This is a genomic window from Brevibacterium jeotgali, from assembly GCF_900169175.1.
Classification (GTDB): Bacteria; Actinomycetota; Actinomycetes; order Actinomycetales; family Brevibacteriaceae; genus Brevibacterium; species Brevibacterium jeotgali.
Genome location: NZ_FXZM01000006.1, coordinates 65,729 through 82,289, shown reverse-complemented (window position 1 = coordinate 82,289; position 16,561 = coordinate 65,729). Strand labels below are relative to the sequence as shown.

Here is a 16,561-nt window from a genome sequence, read left to right as displayed (position 1 = left end):
TATGACGGCGGCTGCGTTTCAGACGACGACTGTCAGGCAGCGCCTGTCAGACGGCTGCCTGTCAGACGGCTGCGCGTCAGACGACGCCCAGGGCGATCATCGCGTTCGCGACCTTGCGGAAGCCCGCGACGTTCGCGCCCACCACGTAGTCGCCGGGGCGTCCCACGTCCTCCGCCGTCTCGAGGCAGGTCGTGTGGATGTTCCGCATGATCTCCGTGAGACGGGCCTCCGTGTAGTCGAAGGTCCACGTGTCGCGGCTGGCGTTCTGCTGCATCTCCAGGGCGCTCGTCGCGACGCCGCCGGCATTCGCCGCCTTGCCGGGGCCGAATCCCACACGCGCCTCGCGGAAGACCTCCACGGCCTCCGGAGTGCACGGCATGTTCGCGCCCTCGGCCACGACCTTGAGACCGTTCGAGGCGAGGGTGCGGGCGTCCTTCCCATCGAGCTCGTTCTGCGTGGCGCTGGGCAGCGCGATGTCCATGGGGACATCCCAGACGCTGCCACCCTCCACGTAGTGGACGCCGGTGCCGCGGCGCACCGCGTACTCGTGGATGCGACCGCGCTCCACCTCCTTGATCTGCCGCAGCAGGTCCAGGTCGATCCCCCTCTCATCGACGATGTAGCCGGCGGAGTCCGAGGCCGTGATCGGGATGCCGCCGAGCTGCTGCACCTTCTCGATCGCGTAGATCGCGACGTTGCCGGAGCCGGACACGCCCACGCGGCGGCCCTCGAAAGAAGTCTCGCGCGCCTTGAGCATCTCGGCCGCGAAGATCGCCGCACCGTAGCCGGTGGCCTCCGTGCGGACCAGGGAGCCGCCCCAGTCCAGGCCCTTGCCGGTGAGGACGCCGGCCTCGTAGCGATTCGTGAGGCGCTTGTACTGGCCGAACAGGTAGCCGATCTCGCGAGCGCCCACACCGATGTCACCCGCGGGGACATCGGTGTACTCGCCGATATGGCGGTGCAGCTCCGTCATGAACGACTGGCAGAAGCGCATGATCTCGCCGTCGGAGCGGCCGTGCGGATCGAAGTCCGAACCACCCTTGCCGCCGCCGATCGGCAGGCCGGTGAGGGAGTTCTTGAAGATCTGCTCGAAGCCCAGGAACTTCACGATGCCCAGGTTGACCGACGGGTGGAAGCGAAGGCCGCCCTTGTAGGGTCCCAGGGCGGAGTTGTACTCGACGCGGAAACCGCGGTTGATGCGGACCATGCCCTCGTCGTCGACCCATGGCACGCGGAAGATCAGCTGTCGCTCCGGCTCGCAGAGTCGCATGAGGATGCCGTTCGACTCGTACTCGGGATGGCGATCGCGCAGGGTCTCGAGGGATTCGAAGACCTCTTTGACGGCCTGGTGGAACTCGGGCTCGCCCTGATTGCGCTGCAGCACGGTGTCGTAGGTGGACTGGAGGTTAGCTTCCATGAGTGGAGTCCTTCCGGTGGTGTGGTCGCGCTGTCCACTATAAAGTACACAACGCTACTGGTAGTAGACAACCTGGTGGAACGCACGTGCGTACGCTCCGTGCAGGGTGGGAGCGGCATGCCGTCACCGCTGGTGGAGCGCACTACAATCGGTGCACACGCGCATCGTGAGACGCTCCTGCGATCCGTCTCGGGGAGTGACGCGGATCACGGCACGCAGGGGAATTGCTGTGACAGAGACAGCCCGTCGGGCTGCGGACAATCGAAGGTGTGGATCTGTGGCAACGAACAACGAACCGCCCGGGCACGAGCTGAGCCCTCAGGTCGAAGGCGGACGACCGATGTCTCCGCCGCCCAAGTCTCTTGAGCAGTCGATCGCGGAGACCACGCGGCAGATGCGCCATGCACGGGGCTTCACCCTGTCGGAGCTTGCCGCCCGTGTGGGTGTCAGTCGGCAGATGCTGTCGAAGATCGAGAACGCGCAGACGTCCGCCAGTCTGGCGACCGTGGACGCCCTGGCGAAGGCGCTGGGCATCCCGGTCACCAGCCTGTTCCGTGCGGCCGACTACGAGACGCAGGTCGTGTTCTCCAAGGCCGGCGAGGCTCCGGAGACCGTGCGGCGCGCCAGCAACCTGGGACACCGCTATCAGCTGCTGGGGCAGGTGATCCGACATCACGGCCTCTTCGAATCGCTGCTGGTCACCCTGACGGAGGACAGTCAGCCCTTTCCCCTCTTCCAGCACATGGGGTCGGAGTTCGTGTACGTCGTCGAGGGCTCGATGGACTACCGGCATCAGGAGACGACGTTCCGCATGGAGGTGGGCGACGGCATCCTGTTCGATGCGGAGGGCATCCACGGCCCGGCCCGCATCATCGATGCGCCTGTGCGCTTCCTGTCGGTGAACGTGTCCGAGGACCAGCCGGCGGATCCGCACGGCGCCTCCTGAACCGGAGCGGATCACAGGGCGTCGTCCCCGCGGTCGCCGGTGCGGATGCGGACAACCTCGTCGACGGCTGTCGACCAGATCTTGCCGTCGCCCACCTCGCCGGTGCGGGCGGTCTGCGCGATGACGTCGATGACCGGTCCGGCATCGATGTCTGCGACGAGGATCTCGAGGCGGATCTTGCCGATGAAGTCGATCGTCACCTCGGCACCGCGGTAGACCTCGCGGTGCCCGCTCTGCCGGCCGCAGCCGGAGCAGTCGCTGACGGTCATGCCGTTGATGCCGTGCTGCGCGAGCGCGATCTGGACGCTGTCCAGTGCAGTCGGCTGCAGGATGGCGGTGATGAGCCTCATGTCAGTTCACCTCCTGCTGCACCGGTGCCGGGATGACGACGCTGCGCGTGATGCCCGGTGCTGTGAGCGGCGTCTGCGAGTAGTCGTAGCCGGACTCCGCGTGAGCGGCGACGTCGATGCCGAAGGACTCCTCACGAGCGCTGACCCGCAGCCCGCCCATGAGCCGGCGCAGGACCAGCGCGATGAGGGTTGTCATGATGATGCTGTAGCAGAGCACGACGACGGAGCTCAGCGCCTCGACGCCCAGCAGTTCGAAGCCTCCGCCGTACAACAGCCCGGCTGATTCGGCCGGGGCATCCGGATCGGCCAGGAATCCGATCGACAGGGTGCCGATGAGTCCTGCGACCAGGTGCACGCCCACGACGTCGAGCGAGTCGTCATAGCCCAGCTTCTTCTTGAGGCCGATCGCCAGAGCGGATCCGACACCGGATACGGCGCCGATCGCCAGTGCGCCCATCGGGCTGACCGCAGCGGCGGCGGGCGTGATGCCCACCAGGCCGGCGACGACGCCCGAGGCCGCGCCCAGTGACGTGGGGCGGCCGTCGCGGATGCGTTCGACGACCAGCCAGGCGAGCATGCCGGCGGCCGGCGCCGCGAGCGTGGTGACCCACGCGTGCGCCGCGACGTGGTCTGCGGCAAGGGCGGATCCTGCATTGAAGCCGAACCAGCCGAACCACAGGAGGCCGGCACCCAGCATGACCAGCGGCAGGCTGTGCGGGCGCATGGGCGAGCGCTGCAGCCCGATCCGAGGCCCCAGGATGACGGCCAGCACGAGGGCGGCCGCACCGGCGTTGATATGGATCGCGGTTCCGCCCGCGAAGTCGATCGCTCCGAAGTCATTGGCGATGAAACCGCCGGACTCGGACACGAGGCCGTCGACTGCGAACACCCAGTGGGCTGCCGGGAAGTAGACGAGCACGGCCCAGACCGCGGCGAACACCACCCAGGCGGAGAACCGCATGCGGTCGGCGACCGCACCGCTCACCAGCGCGACCGCGATGATCGCGAACGCGGCCTGGAACCCGACGAAGACCAGTGCCGGCACGGTGCCCACGACCGCAGTCTCTCCCAGCAGTGCTGTGAGGCCGGCGAAGTCGAACGGGTTCCCGACGAAGCCGCCGATGGAATCGCCGAAGACCATCGAGAAGCCGAACAGCACCCAGACGACGCCCACGATCCCCATCGAGACGATCGACATCATCACCATATTGAGCACGCTCTTGGCGCGCACCATGCCGCCGTAGAAGAACGACAGCCCCAGCGTCATCAGCAGCACCAGCGCAGCGCTCGTGAGCACCCACGCAGTGTCGCCGGACGAGATCTCTGCAGCGTCCATCATCCACTCCTTCGCTCATACCTGTAAGCCAGTCGTCTACTGGCATGAGCCGACAGTAACTGATGGTTTACGTGCAGTGCAACTGGTGGATGCCATGCGACACTGCTGGTGTCGCGTCGTGGCTCCCCTGCGGAAGGCTCCGCGTCGTCCTCAGTGATGGGTGTGCGCGCCGTTGCCAGCCGGTGGAATCCGTTCGATCGGCGACACCTTGTCCGTGGATGACTCCTTGACTGTGGGCGGGCACCTGTCGACGAGTGGGCGGAAGAGACGAGTGGACCGGAAGATCAGCGTGCGGTGCCTGTCCCTGCCGTCCTCACTGTCGCCGCTTGCAGACCCCACGCGATGAGTCCGCAGATCACACCGCCTGCTGCATGCATCGCGAGGATCGACGCGATTGCGAACGGTGCGGTCGCGAGCCCGGCGCCCCGGATCCGAACAGCTGGATGACGACGAGGGCGGCGGTTACGGAGCCTCCCGCGATCCACGTGAAGAGGAGGGTGCGGAGGGGCGTGAAGAGGAGGGTGCGGAGGGGCTGGGGTGTCCGGGTGAGCCAGCCGGTGAGGATCCAGGCCGTCCCGATAGCCAGCCACAGCCACGCGTTCATGGGCAGCCGGGATGCACCTTCCAGCCCCAGTAGGTTGATCGCGATGTTGAGGGTGGGATAGAGCAGGGTGAGCGTGCCCGGACCGGCCGCGAGCCTCCTCCAGGAGGGCATCCGCTGCGGATTCTCGGCCCTGCATGCGGTAGCCGCCCAACTGATGCTCCGACTGCGGAGTGAAGCCGATCCGCGCCCGTCTCCTTCATCAACCGTGCTGCGGTGCGGAACGCCTGCTCCGGAGACCATTGATAGGAGCCGAACGGGAGGTCGGCGAGCACCAGGGACCGAATCACCGAGCGGCTGGCGGCGAGCACGAGCGGCAGCGGTTCGTCGACCGTCACGGGCAGCGACGAGTCATGCCCGTAGACGTTGTTGGAAGCGGAGTCACCGACCAGCAGGACCGGGATTCCCGCCTCGTCGACGATCTGCGCGGTGTACATGTCCTGGCTGGTGAGCATCGCACACATTCTCGCCGCGTTCCTTCATCACCCGCAGGGGCGGGACGCGCAACCGCTTCGTCGGCGCAGGCCCAGGGGCATGGCCCGATCCGTAGGCTGCAGTCGTCTCAGTCACCGATGGTCCTCCCGTAGGAGCCGCATGAGTGGCCTCACAGTATGGAGTCCCGCTCCGCAGGTGTGATCCGTGTCGTTGTTCGGACAGGCAGAGACAGGCCAGTGCACCAGGAGTGATCCGGTTCGTACGTCAGTCGACCAGGGACCACTCACCGCAACGTGTGCTCTCGAAGCCCCAATCCGATGCAGAGATGGTCACGGTTGCGGGACCGCCCGGGTTGTCATTGGCGATGATGTCTCCGAGTTCGCCGCCGCCTCCGCTGAGCCGCGCCCAATAGCAGGTGTCGCCTCCGCTGTTCCGGTACGTTCCGGCCTTGATGTCAGTGCCGACCCGGTGCGTTCCGCCGGAGAAGGAGTTCGCCTCGGCCTCTTCCTCGGTCTTCGCCACCGCGTCCTCGCGTGCGGTGACGTCCTCTTCCCGTTCGTCGATCTCTGCTTCGCGATCGTCGAGATCCTTCATGGCGTCCTCGTGCTCGGCCCATCCATCGTCAAGCTCGTCGACCAGGCCCTGGAGCTCTTCGTTCTCCCCCTCAAGATTCGCGATGTCGCCGCGGAGTGAGTCCGCGGAATCCTTCGCGGCCGCGATCTCGTCCGTGTGGTCTGCGCTCATCATGAGCGCAGGGATGCCGACGGCGAGCACCCCGACCACGAGCGACAAGGCAGCGATGATGATCGTGCGCCGATGTCCACGGTTCCGAGGGGTCGGTTGGGCGTGGGTGTGAGGTGTCCGGCCTGGTCCGCTCACTGTCGGAATGATCTTGGGATCGTCCACGAGGCTTCCTTCGGTCACGGCGATTATCGGAGGAAGTTTACCCTAGAATAGTTGAACGCTGTATCAAGTAGCCTCTGGCGCCTCAGTGGTGTCCGTGCCCGCCGGTCTCCGGGAGCGCAATCCGATCCGGGCCGGCACCGTCCTCCGTGACGAGGAACTGGCCCATCATCCCGGAGTCCTCGTGCTGCAGCAGGTGGCAATGCATCATGTAGGGCACCGCTGGGTCCGTGTAGTCCTCGAACCGCATGATGAGCCGCACGTGCTGGCCAGAATGCAGCGGCACGGTGTCCTTCCACCCGCGCAGCCACACCGGCGGCTTCCCTCCATCGATGTCGAGGACGCGGAACTGCACGTCGTGGACGTGGAAGTTGTGAGGGAACGCATCAGGCGTCGTCACCTCCCACACCTCCGTGTCACCCACGCGTACGATCGCGTCGATCCGCTCCATGTCCATTTCGCGGCGGTTGAGGAACGGCATCCGCAGCTCGAACTCCCGCCTGCGCACGGCGTCCTCCTCGTGGAGCTGTCTCCGACCATCGGGAGGCAATTGCCATGCGCGGGCTGAGGCAAGACTCGACTCGGCCCGGAACACGACGAAGACTCCTGCTGTCTGGTCGCCCATGGAGGCTGCGAACCCGGCACCGGGGATCTCAGGCTCCTCCGTCTGCAGCTCCACCCGGTCGTTCGGCGCGAACCGGACCAGCATCTCGGCGCGTTCGCCGGGTGACAGCGGTAGGCGCGTGAGTTCGACCGGTTCGGTCAGCAGCCCGCCATCGGTGCCCACCAGCGAGAACGCGCGGTCATCTGCGAAGCTCAGGTCGAGGAACCGTGCGGCGCTGCCGTTGAGGATCCGCAGCCGCACGAGTTCTGCACTGACGGAGAACTCGGTGCCCGACACTCCGTTCGCCAGCAGCGTCTGACCTACGGTGCCCAGGGCGTTGTCGCCCTCGACCCGGTGGATCACACCGTCCTCATCGAGAAACCGATCCTGAAGGATGAGCGGCACATCGTCGACCCCATACTCGTCGGGCAGACCGGACGCTCGGCTCGCCTCGTCGTCGACGATGACCAGCCCGGTCAGTCCCTTGAGCACCTGCTCCTCCGTTTCCCCATGCGGGTGCGGGTGGTACCAGAGGGTCGCGGCCGGCTGGTGGACGTCCCACTCGACGGTGCGCGTCGACCTCGCCTCGATGGGCGTGTGGGGACCGCCGTCCATCTCCGCCGGAAGGTGCATCCCGTGCCAGTGGAGCGTCGTCATGACGTCGAGGCGGTTCTCCGCGGCGACCCGCACGCTCTCGCCGTCCGCCATCCGCACGGTCGGCCCCAGGAAGGCACCGTTGTAGCCCACGGTGGGCGTGCTCACCTCGGGCCGACCGGCGATGAGAGTGCTCTCGCCCGTCTGAGCCGTGAGGGAGAACGTCCTCACCCCGTCGACGACCTCGGATTCGGCGAGCGGCGGGATGGGCAGCGGCACGGTCCCGACCGGCGCGAACTCTCCCTGTGAGGGAGAGCAGGCCGTCAGCCCCAGGGGGATCGTCATGCCGGCCAGACCGGTCAGCATCAGCAGCTGTCGCCTGGAGGGAGCACTGGTCACGGTGTCGATCTCCGCTTCGCGGTGGCGGACTGCAGCCCCCACGCGATGAGTCCGCACACGGTACCGCCCACCGCGTTCATCGCGACGATCGACACGATCGCGATCGGCGCCGTGAGAAGTCCCGGACCGCCGGGGGTGAAGAGCTGGATGCCGATGACGAGGACTGCGGTGAACAGTCCGCCTGCGACGCCCGTGAAGACGAGCGTGAGCAAGGGCTGCGCTGCACGCGTCAGCGAGACGACCAGAATCCACGTCAGCGCGATCGCGAGCCACAGCCACGAGTTCAGGGGCAGCCGCGCCAGGGCCTGAACGCCCAGGAGGTCGGTGGCGATGTTGAGGATGGGGTAGAGGAGGGTGAGGGATCCGAGGCCGGCGACCAGCCGGATGTCCGGCATGGACGGTGCGGGCTGCGTCGGCGTGCGTCCGGGGTGGGGCGTGTGTCCGGAACGGGAGGGCTCGAAGGATTCGGGTGCGGACCACTGTCGGTCAGGAGTGCTGTTCATGTCTTCGACGGTAGGAATCGGGCCGACCCCTCCGCTCCCCTCCGCAAGCGACACCCGTGTACGCCCAGAAGCGACACCGATTCGTCGCGGCGAGTCCCTACGATGCTGATATGGACACCACGATGAGGCGGCGAGTGCTGGCGGCCCTGTTCGCGGTCGCCGTCGCGAACGCGGTCCTCTTCCTCGCACTCGTCGGTGAGACCACCGGCTGGAGGGCCGAGCGCGACGGGGCGTACATCGCAGTCGCCGCCGGCTTCGCTGCGGGTTTCGGGGTCCTCACCCTGTCGCGCGACCGCTTCCCCCGCACCGCACTGGTCTTCGCCGTCCTCGCCGTGTGCACCTACTACATCGTGGGGCTGCCGAGCATCGGCGTCGTCCTCCCGTTGCTGGTCATCGTCACGGCGACGACGCTGGCGGGGCACCGGACGTTTGCGCTGATCACAGTGGGCGTACTGTTCGTCGTCGCGTCGTTCTTCCGGATCCGCGACGGCGATCCCGTCGAAGTGGTTCTGGGATACGAACTGCTGAGCAACGTCGTGCTCGTCTCTCTGGCAGTCGCGCTCGCCGAGGTCATCGGGACCCGGCGTGCGCTCCAGCGGAGCCAGGAGCACAGCACCCGGATGGCCGCCGAGGCCGCACGCGCCGAGGCAGACCGCGTCCAGGAGGAGGACCGGACCCGGATCGCACGGGAACTCCACGACCAGCTGGGTCATTCCCTGGCGATCGTGTCACTGCACGCGAATGCGGTGTCCGAGCGGTTGCCCGCAGACGAACCCGCCGCGGAGAGCGCGGGTCACCTTCGCGAGGCTGCAGCCCAGGCATTGGGACAGCTTCGGAGCGCCGTGCGTGCGATCGGTTCGCCCACCGCCGGATCCGGGGCCGAGGCTCCCGCGCCCGAGGTGCCGGTCCCAGGCGGTGCCGGTGGTCCGCAGGCGGTGCCTGCTCCGGATTCGATCGTCGGTGACGGCGCCGTCGGCGATGACAGACCCGCCGCCGGCCTCGAGGCCGATGAGCGCACGGTCACCGACATCCGGATCGATGAGATAGCCGCACGGATCCGCGGTGCGGGGCTGAGCGTCGACGTCCTGTCGGACCACGCGCGGCTGCCCTCCGAGGTGGCCGCCGCGGCCTTCCGCATCGTGCAGGAGGCGACCACGAACGCGCTGCGCCATTCCGATCCGGACCACATCGGCATCGCTCTCACGAGCGGTCCCGGGCCCTCGGAAGCAGGAGGTGGCGGGGTGACGGGCGATGACGCCTTCCTCCGGCTCCGTGTCCTCAACGATGGGGCCACCGGGAACGATCTGAACCGGGATGCCGGTCGGAGTGAGGGAGGAGGCACCGGCCTCGTGGGGCTGCGAGCGCGCGCTGCGGAGCTGGGCGGCGAGGTGACATGGGGCCACGGGGAGCGAGGCATCTTCGTCGTCGATGCGGCATTCCCGATCGGGGGTGTGGCTGAGCCTGTGACTGAGTCGAGAAGTGACTTCAGGACTGAGCCGGAGGCCAGGAGCGAGGGCGAACGATGACGGTGCGGATCGTGCTGGTCGACGACCAGGAGCTCGTGCGGGCCGGTCTCGCACTGCTCGCGGCGCGGGACGGGGACATTGAGATCGTCGGTGAGGCAGGTGACGGTCTCGAAGGCCTCGCCGTCGTACGACGCGCCCGTCCGGATGTCGTCCTCATGGACCTGAGGATGCCCCTGGTCGACGGGATCGCGGCGACGGAGCAGATCTCACGAGACCGGGAACTCGGCGACGTGCGGGTCCTCGTGCTCACGACCTTCGACGCGGAGGAGGACGTGCTCGCGGCCGTGCGCGCCGGCGCCAGCGGCTACCTGCTCAAGGACGTCGACGGTCCCGGGCTGCGGCAGGCCATTCGGGACGTGGCGTCGGGCGATTCGATCGCGGACCCGTCCCTCACCAGGATCCTCTTCCGCCAGGCGTCGCGGTCCGCGCACCGGCCGGAGATGGTGGCTGGCCTGAGCGAGCGGGAGACGGAGGTGCTCGCCGAAGTGGGACGTGGGTGCACGAATGCGGAGATCGCAGCGACGCTGTTCCTCAGCCCGGAGACGATCCGGACGTATGTGAGCCGGATGCGCGCGAAGCTGGGGGCACGGGATCGGGCGCAGCTCGTGGTCCTCGCGTACGAATCGGGACTCGTGACGCCGGGAGGGTGAGTGCCGGGCGGTGCGCATCGGCCTGATGGGGACACCCGGCAACCGATGTGCCTCCGTCGTGCAGCCCTGTGCCGGCTACGCCGCTGGTGGAGCAGCGATGAAACCGGAGCCGACCAGGTGCCCTCCATGTGGTTGCTCGAAGCACTGCGCCTGGTGCGCTGATCACGACACGCGTGTGGGTGTGGGGTGTGCCAGTGGCAAGGTGTGTGCTGCGTGTTCCCAGGAGCTGGCCGAACAGTCGTTCGCCGGTCAGTTCGAAGCCGCGCCCATCAGGGTCGAGGGCAAGAGTGTCCGGTCAGGGTTCCTCAGACGGCACTCGGATGCGCCGTCTCGTGACGAGAGTCGACCGCACGATTCCGCCTGCGACGGGTCTGCGAGAGGCATTACCGGAATATTCGCCGCCGCTCCTGCCTTGCACACATCATGCGAGCCATCGTCTATCCCCGATCCGGCCCCTCGTCAGTCCTCGGACTCACCGACCGCGAGCCTGCCGCGCCCGGCCCGGATGAGGTGCGAGTCCGTGTCGCCGTGTCGGGTGTCAACCCAACGGACTGGAAGGCCCGCGCGGGCGAAAAGCCTGTCGAGTTCGGAGAGGTTGTCCCGAACCAGGATGGCGCCGGCGTCATCGATGGTGTTGGCTCGGACGTCGAGGACCTGAAGATCGGCGACCGCGTATGGCTCTTCCTCGCCGCCAACCAGCGTCCGACGGGGACTGCGCAGGAGTTCACGGTCGTACCCGCAAACCGTGTCGTCCGTCTGCCCGAGGGTATCGGGTTCGACGTCGCCGCCAGCCTGGGCGTTCCCGCGATGACCGCCCACCGTGCGCTCACCGTGCACGAATTCGGCCCGGCGCGACTCGCACCCGGAACCCTCGAAGGACGTGTGGTGCTGGTGCAGGGCGGAGCAGGAGCCGTCGGGCACGCCGCGATCCAACTGGCGGTATGGGCGGGTGCGACCGTGATTGCCACTGTCAGCAACGACGAAAAAGCAGCACTTGCCCGCGCAGCGGGCGCGCATCACGTTTTTCAGTACCCGCATGGCGAGCTCTCGGCCAAGGTATATTCCGTCGCCCCGAGCGGCGTCGACCACATTGTCGAGGTCGCGCCCGCTCAGAACGCCGCGCTCGATGTAGAGGTGCTCGCCAACCACGGCAGCATCGCCTACTACGCGAACAACAACGGCGACGAGTTCACCGCTCCGATCGTGACTAGCTTCGCGAAGAACGTTCGCTGGCAGGGACTGCTGCTCTACACCGTCGGGCGGAAGGCACTAGCCGCCGCTGCGGAAGACATCACTGCCGCTCTCGAAGCGGGCGCTCTTCCCGTGGGCGCGGAATCCGGGCTGCCACTGACATGGTTCTCACTCGAGGACACGGCATCCGCTCACGATGCCGTTGAAGACGGAGTCACCGGAAAGGTGCTCATCAGCGTCGCGGACGACCTGCGCTGACGGATCCCCACTCACGGTAACTGAGGACCACGCGGCTCGCGTGCACCCTCGCGATGGGATGATCACCATCGGCGATAGCCCAGCTGATCCGGAGAGCTGACCGCCCGCAGATCGATCCGCTTGAGGTCGCTGTCCCGGTGAGTGTTCCGCTTGCGGACCGTGGGGCGTTCGCGATCAGTGCTTCTCACCCGCGGGGGCGGAGGCCGCCACTGAGCGCCTGAAGAGCACCGCCATTCCACGGCGGAAGTCACAGGTCATGGTCACCGATTCGGCTGAATATCGTGCTCGTCTTCCAAACCTCTTGTGCACAGAGACGTTCGAGTGCATAATAGAACTATCCGAACGAAGGCGTTCGGGATTGCCAGGAGGGGAGCGATGTCCGCACCGCAGGAGCATTCGGATGACCGTCTTTCGAACGCGCATCGTCATGTCGCAGACGGCCTCCGTTCGATGGCGGATGTGCATGCTGCGGTCACACATGGACATCCTGTGCTCGGTGACGTCGGGGATCTGCTGAACGACGTGCGTTTCAGCGGCGTCGACGTGGGCCGTGGCAACTGCACCGATCGCGACGCCGACAGCGGTCCCAACACGGGAGCCGAAAGAACGGTCCCCGTCCCTGATTCCGCGCCGGCCGCGGTTGAGGACGTACGCACTCGTGAACTGGCCGCGGATGAACTGGCCGCACATGCGGGTCTCGTCGATCGTCTCCGCGCCTATGAACTCGTCCAGCTCGCCACGATCGGGGTGTCGCTGGCTGTGTCGCGTCGGCGATCCGCGGATCGTCTTGCAGAACTCTTCGCCGATGAAGGGGACGGTGCGGTGCCTTTGGAGAAGCACCAGAAGTCGTCCGGTGCTCAGCCGGGAAGCGAGTCGGATACGTGTGGGGCGGAGTCTGGTTCGGGCGGAGTGGCGTCCGGTTCCGCGGGGGGTGCTCGAGCGGTGGCGTCGGGTGCCGCGGCGAGTGCGCGGAACGTTCCGAATGCGTTCACCGCCGCGGTCGGCCTGCCGAGCCTCGAGGGCCGGGAGAAGTTCCTCCCGCGTGCGGAGCACCTCCTCGAGCGCGAGCATGAGGCCGTGCTGAATGTGCGGCTCAGTGCGCGCACGGGTGATTCTCGCAGGCGACTGGGTCAGGCGCTGACCGCGTATGTCGGGATGCCACTGCTGCTGCGGTCGATCCTGAGCGGGCGTGTTCGGTACAACCGATTCGACGCTCTCACGCGCAGACTCAAGCATCTGCCGCTGGCGCATCTGCAGGCCCTCGATGTGTTCCTGGCCGGTCTGGATCCGCGGTACTCGCTCGGCCAGTTCCTGCGCCACGCGGTGTCGTTCCTCGCACAGTTCGATACGGAGCCGGTGCTGGCGGCACGGGCCCGATCTGCTCGTGATGTGTGGGTCGAGCACCTGCCGGACGGTCTCGCGGTGCACTGCATGCAGGGGCCCGCCGCCGTCATCGAAGCGCGTCATGCGAAGACGAAGGCCACTGCCAGCGCGATCCTGAAGAACCAGCTGAAGAGCATGACCGTCACACGCACGGACACCACCGCACAGGCGGGCACGGGTGATCTGCCGGATCTGGGCGAGCTGACGGTGACGGATGAGCGGACACTCCGACAGCTGATGTTCGACCTCCTCATCGGAGCGCAACCGCAGACGCAGACCGCGCTGGAACCCAGGATCGCCGATGACGACTCCTCCGAGCGCTTCCGTGTGGATGTCGTGTGCCCTGATGACGCGACGATTCTCCGGAAGCAGGCGGCGGTCGTGGTGACGGTCCCCATGACCACGCTGCTCGGGCTGGACGATCGGCCCGGTACGGTCGAGGGCCATCCGCTGCCGGCGGACATGGCCCGCAGCATCGCAGGCGCCTCGAAGTTCTGGTACCGGATGCTCACCGACCCCGCCACGGGTCAGGTGCTCGATGATGTGGCCCACCGGTATGAACCCGACAGAGCGACTCGGTTGTCGGTGCTGGGCGCATGGCAGACGTGCACCCTTCCGGGGTGCAGCAGACCAGCACGCGAATGCGAGATCGACCACGGGATCCCGTTCGACCACGACCATCCCGAACGCGGTGGTCGGACGGAGCCGGCGAATCTCCACCCACTGTGTACGTCGCATCATCAGGCGAAGACTGAAGGCCGCATCCGGATGAGGCGCACCGGCTATGACCGCGTCGAATGGGTGCTTCCGTTGGGCACGACGGCGACCACGATCGCCCCACGGGTCGATGACGGAGGGGTGCTGACCGCCGCCTGTGCGCCTGCCGACACCGAAGAGCGACGGGCAGCACGGGCCGCGATCGATGAACGGGTCGTCGTCGACCCCGTCTCGAACCGTCGCGCTGCATCTGCGGTGTTCGAGCAGGCGGGCAGGGAATTCCTGGAAGAGGAGCGTGCGCGCGAAGAACTGCAGGCCGCGAGGAAGAGGGAACGGGACCCGTTCCTCCAGGAGCAGCGGCGCCTGCGCCAGTGGGTGAAGCAGACGCGCAGGGATCTCCATGAACGAGAGGAACGCGTACGCGCACGTGAGAATGCGACCTGCCGCAAAGAGCGGGACGTGAACAGGGACCAGAAGCTCGCGGCTCTGAATCTCTCGGTGGCTGAACAGAAGCTGGTCGAGGCGAAGAGGCGAGTCACGTTCCCGGAGACGCCGCTCGTTCGGTACAAGACGGTCATCCCGATGCGGATCGAGCACGTCGACCTGGGTGACGGCATGGCCGGCAGTCTCCACACCCCCGTCTTCTTCAGAGCCACGCCCGTGGGTGGCAGCGATTCGTCGGGTGAACCCCAGGCATCCCGGACATCCCAGACGTCCGCAGCACTCGGAGGGCCGCAGGAGGATCGACGGGGACGGCACGAACGGCCTCACCGGTCCAGGATCGATGAACAGATGGCGACGGCGGTCCATGATGAGCTCGCCCAGCGGAAGGTCTTCATCCAGTGGGGCCACGTGGCGCCCGAACTCATCCGGGGGCCGCAGTCCCGACCGGATCAGCTTCCGAAGCAGCTTCCGGACCAGGGGACTGCAGACGAATTCGATGACGACCCACCACCGTTCTGAGATGATGCGTCGCCCCCGCTTGCACGTCGTGCGACGCAATGCACCAGACTGTGATCGAGAGCAGGCACACGCCCGGCCTCTCCGATCGTGAAGGAGCAGGATGAGCACGCAGACCCCGTCCGTCGAACAGAATGTCGCCGATTGGCTGGCCACCTACGACACTCCGGACGCGGACGTCGCGCACCTCGTCTGCGATCGGCATGACCCGACTGCCGTCGCGTTCACGTACATCGACGGGGACCTCGGCTCTGAGGACGTCACGTACGGCCAGCTCACTGAGCGGTCGCGCAGGCTTGCAACGGTTCTCGCCGATCACGGCGTGCGGGAGGGTGACCGAGTGCCCGTCCTCATGAGCAAGCGACGCGAGCTCGTCGAGACGCTTCTGGCGATCTGGCGACTGGGCGCCGTCCAGGTTCCCCTCTTCACGGCCTTCGCCACCGGCGCGATCGAGATGCGCGTCGAAGGGTCCGCCGCGAAGCTCGTCGTGACAGAACCGACGCAGAGCGCCAAGCTCGATCCGATCGCAGGCATCGAGGTCCTCGAAGTCGGTGACGACCTGGACGCACAGATCGATGCGGCCTCCCCCGTGTCTGAGAACGTCGCCATCGGCGGGCAGGGCACCATGCTCCAGCTGTTCACGAGCGGGACGACGGGCAGGCCCAAGGGGGTGCCCGTCCCGGCACGGGCACTCGCCGCGTTCCACTGCTATGTCCACTACACACTCGACGTGGCCGAGGACGACGTCTTCTGGAACGCAGCGGATCCAGGGTGGGCCTACGGGCTCTACTACGGGATCCTCGGCCCGATGGTCGCCGGGCGGCGCAGCCTCCAGCTCATGACCGGCTTCTCCGTGGAATCCACCGTCGCCGTGATCAAGGAGTTCGGCGTGACGAACTTCGCCGGCGCCCCCACCGTCTACCGCACGCTGTCGAAGTCCGAGCTGGTCACCGGGATCGACCTGCGCCGAGCTTCGTCGGCGGGAGAGCCGCTCACCCCGGACGTCGTGTCCTGGGCGCAGACCGCGCTGGGCACCGAGGTGCGTGACCACTACGGGCAGACAGAGCTGGGCATGGTCATCAACAACAACTGGCATCCGGACATCGCACAGCCGGTGCGAACCGGCTCGATGGGTCAGCCGATGCCCGGCTACTCCGCAGGCATCGTCGACGGGCAGATCGCGATCGATGTGGAGAACAGCCCGCTTCTCTGGTTCACCGGCTACCACGACGCCCCGGAGAAGACCGCAGAGCGGTTCACGACCGACGGTCGCTGGTACCTCACTGCGGACACCGGGAAGGTCGACGGGGACGGCTTCTACTACTTCACCGCCCGTGACGATGACGTGATCCTCGCAGCCGGCTACCGGATCGGTCCCTTCGACGTCGAGAGCGTCCTGATCACTCATCCGGCCGTGGTCGACGTCGCGGTCGTGGGTCGACCGGATCCAGAAGGCATTCGCGGCGAGGTCGTCGAGGCCTTCGTCGTCCTGGCCACCGGGGTGGATGAGACCGACGAGCTCCGCAGGGACATGCAGACCTTCGTCCGCGACCAGTACTCGAAGCATGCCTACCCCCGGACCGTGCACTTCGTCGATTCGCTGCCGAAGACGCCCAGCGGGAAGGTGCAGCGCTACCTCCTGCGCGAGGGCTGAGGCCGCGAGAGGAGCGGACACGCGCAGGACGCACGAACGGCAGTCGCGGCAGAGCACGCGGTGAGGGCACCGGATTCGTGAGCCGGAGGAGGGGCCCGCCTGCAGGGAGAACTGAGCCCGGAGGCCGAGGTGCG

The 16,561-nt window shown here is 67.1% G+C and carries 15 protein-coding genes; 6 read left to right on the top strand and 9 right to left on the bottom strand.

What is annotated here, in order from left to right:
* Nucleotides 1-76 precede the first annotated feature (76 nt).
* Entirely contained in the window at nucleotides 77-1,417 is a 1,341-nt protein-coding gene (gene gdhA, locus BJEO58_RS07570; protein ID WP_101588874.1) for an NADP-specific glutamate dehydrogenase, read from the bottom strand.
* A gap of 277 nt (nucleotides 1,418-1,694) precedes the next feature.
* Between gdhA and BJEO58_RS07565 the strand changes: the two genes are divergently transcribed.
* Nucleotides 1,695-2,363 (top strand): helix-turn-helix domain-containing protein, encoded by a 669-nt coding sequence (locus BJEO58_RS07565; protein ID WP_246075887.1) that lies wholly within the window; start codon nucleotides 1,695-1,697, stop codon nucleotides 2,361-2,363.
* 11 nt (nucleotides 2,364-2,374) lie between these two features.
* Here BJEO58_RS07565 and BJEO58_RS07560 read toward each other — a convergent pair whose 3' ends face one another.
* The 7 genes from BJEO58_RS07560 to BJEO58_RS07535 all read right to left on the bottom strand — a co-directional run bounded on the left by BJEO58_RS07560 (nucleotide 2,375) and on the right by BJEO58_RS07535 (nucleotide 8,088).
* Nucleotides 2,375-2,713 (bottom strand): P-II family nitrogen regulator, encoded by a 339-nt coding sequence (locus BJEO58_RS07560; protein WP_101588872.1) that lies wholly within the window; start codon nucleotides 2,711-2,713, stop codon nucleotides 2,375-2,377.
* A 1-nt stretch (nucleotide 2,714) separates the two neighbouring features.
* Nucleotides 2,715-4,049 (bottom strand): ammonium transporter, encoded by a 1,335-nt coding sequence (locus tag BJEO58_RS07555; RefSeq protein WP_101588871.1) that lies wholly within the window; start codon nucleotides 4,047-4,049, stop codon nucleotides 2,715-2,717.
* Between the two features lie 355 nt (nucleotides 4,050-4,404).
* The gene (locus BJEO58_RS15175; RefSeq protein ID WP_246076107.1) at nucleotides 4,405-4,764 is read right to left on the bottom strand and encodes a hypothetical protein; all 360 of its coding nucleotides are present in this window, start codon (nucleotides 4,762-4,764) and stop codon (nucleotides 4,405-4,407) included.
* Nucleotides 4,650-5,087 (bottom strand): 3-methyl-2-oxobutanoate hydroxymethyltransferase, encoded by a 438-nt coding sequence (locus BJEO58_RS15170; protein ID WP_373270412.1) that lies wholly within the window; start codon nucleotides 5,085-5,087, stop codon nucleotides 4,650-4,652. Before BJEO58_RS15170 ends, BJEO58_RS15175 begins: the two co-directional genes overlap by 115 nt.
* Nucleotides 5,088-5,349: 262 nt before the next feature.
* The gene (locus BJEO58_RS07545) at nucleotides 5,350-5,868 is read right to left on the bottom strand and encodes an Rv1352/Rv1906c domain-containing protein (RefSeq protein WP_505541479.1); all 519 of its coding nucleotides are present in this window, start codon (nucleotides 5,866-5,868) and stop codon (nucleotides 5,350-5,352) included.
* 205 nt (nucleotides 5,869-6,073) lie between these two features.
* Nucleotides 6,074-7,627, bottom strand: coding sequence for a multicopper oxidase family protein (locus BJEO58_RS07540; protein WP_219617088.1), 1,554 nt, complete (start codon nucleotides 7,625-7,627; stop codon nucleotides 6,074-6,076).
* Entirely contained in the window at nucleotides 7,582-8,088 is a 507-nt protein-coding gene (locus BJEO58_RS07535) for a hypothetical protein (protein WP_101588869.1), read from the bottom strand. Before BJEO58_RS07535 ends, BJEO58_RS07540 begins: the two co-directional genes overlap by 46 nt.
* 110 nt (nucleotides 8,089-8,198) lie before the next feature.
* Between BJEO58_RS07535 and BJEO58_RS07530 the strand changes: the two genes are divergently transcribed.
* From BJEO58_RS07530 to BJEO58_RS07520, 3 genes are all read left to right on the top strand, one after another.
* The gene (locus BJEO58_RS07530) at nucleotides 8,199-9,614 is read left to right on the top strand and encodes a sensor histidine kinase (protein WP_101588868.1); all 1,416 of its coding nucleotides are present in this window, start codon (nucleotides 8,199-8,201) and stop codon (nucleotides 9,612-9,614) included.
* Complete coding sequence (locus BJEO58_RS07525; protein WP_101588867.1) at nucleotides 9,611-10,264, top strand: response regulator; 654 nt, start codon at nucleotides 9,611-9,613, stop codon at nucleotides 10,262-10,264. Before BJEO58_RS07530 ends, BJEO58_RS07525 begins: the two co-directional genes overlap by 4 nt.
* A 423-nt stretch (nucleotides 10,265-10,687) precedes the next feature.
* A complete protein-coding gene (locus BJEO58_RS07520) occupies nucleotides 10,688-11,713 on the top strand; it encodes an NADPH:quinone reductase (RefSeq protein WP_101588866.1) in 1,026 nt (341 codons plus the stop codon).
* A gap of 62 nt (nucleotides 11,714-11,775) precedes the next feature.
* Here BJEO58_RS07520 and BJEO58_RS15165 read toward each other — a convergent pair whose 3' ends face one another.
* On the bottom strand, nucleotides 11,776-11,901 hold the full coding sequence (locus BJEO58_RS15165) for a hypothetical protein (RefSeq protein ID WP_257904201.1): 126 nt from the start codon (nucleotides 11,899-11,901) through the stop codon (nucleotides 11,776-11,778).
* Between the two features lie 187 nt (nucleotides 11,902-12,088).
* Between BJEO58_RS15165 and BJEO58_RS07515 the strand changes: the two genes are divergently transcribed.
* Both BJEO58_RS07515 and BJEO58_RS07510 read left to right on the top strand, forming a co-directional pair.
* Complete coding sequence (locus BJEO58_RS07515; protein WP_101588865.1) at nucleotides 12,089-14,776, top strand: HNH endonuclease signature motif containing protein; 2,688 nt, start codon at nucleotides 12,089-12,091, stop codon at nucleotides 14,774-14,776.
* 100 nt (nucleotides 14,777-14,876) lie between these two features.
* Nucleotides 14,877-16,427: an AMP-binding protein gene (locus BJEO58_RS07510; RefSeq protein WP_101588864.1), complete on the top strand. Its 1,551-nt coding sequence runs from the start codon at nucleotides 14,877-14,879 to the stop codon at nucleotides 16,425-16,427.
* Nucleotides 16,428-16,561: the final 134 nt, after the last annotated feature.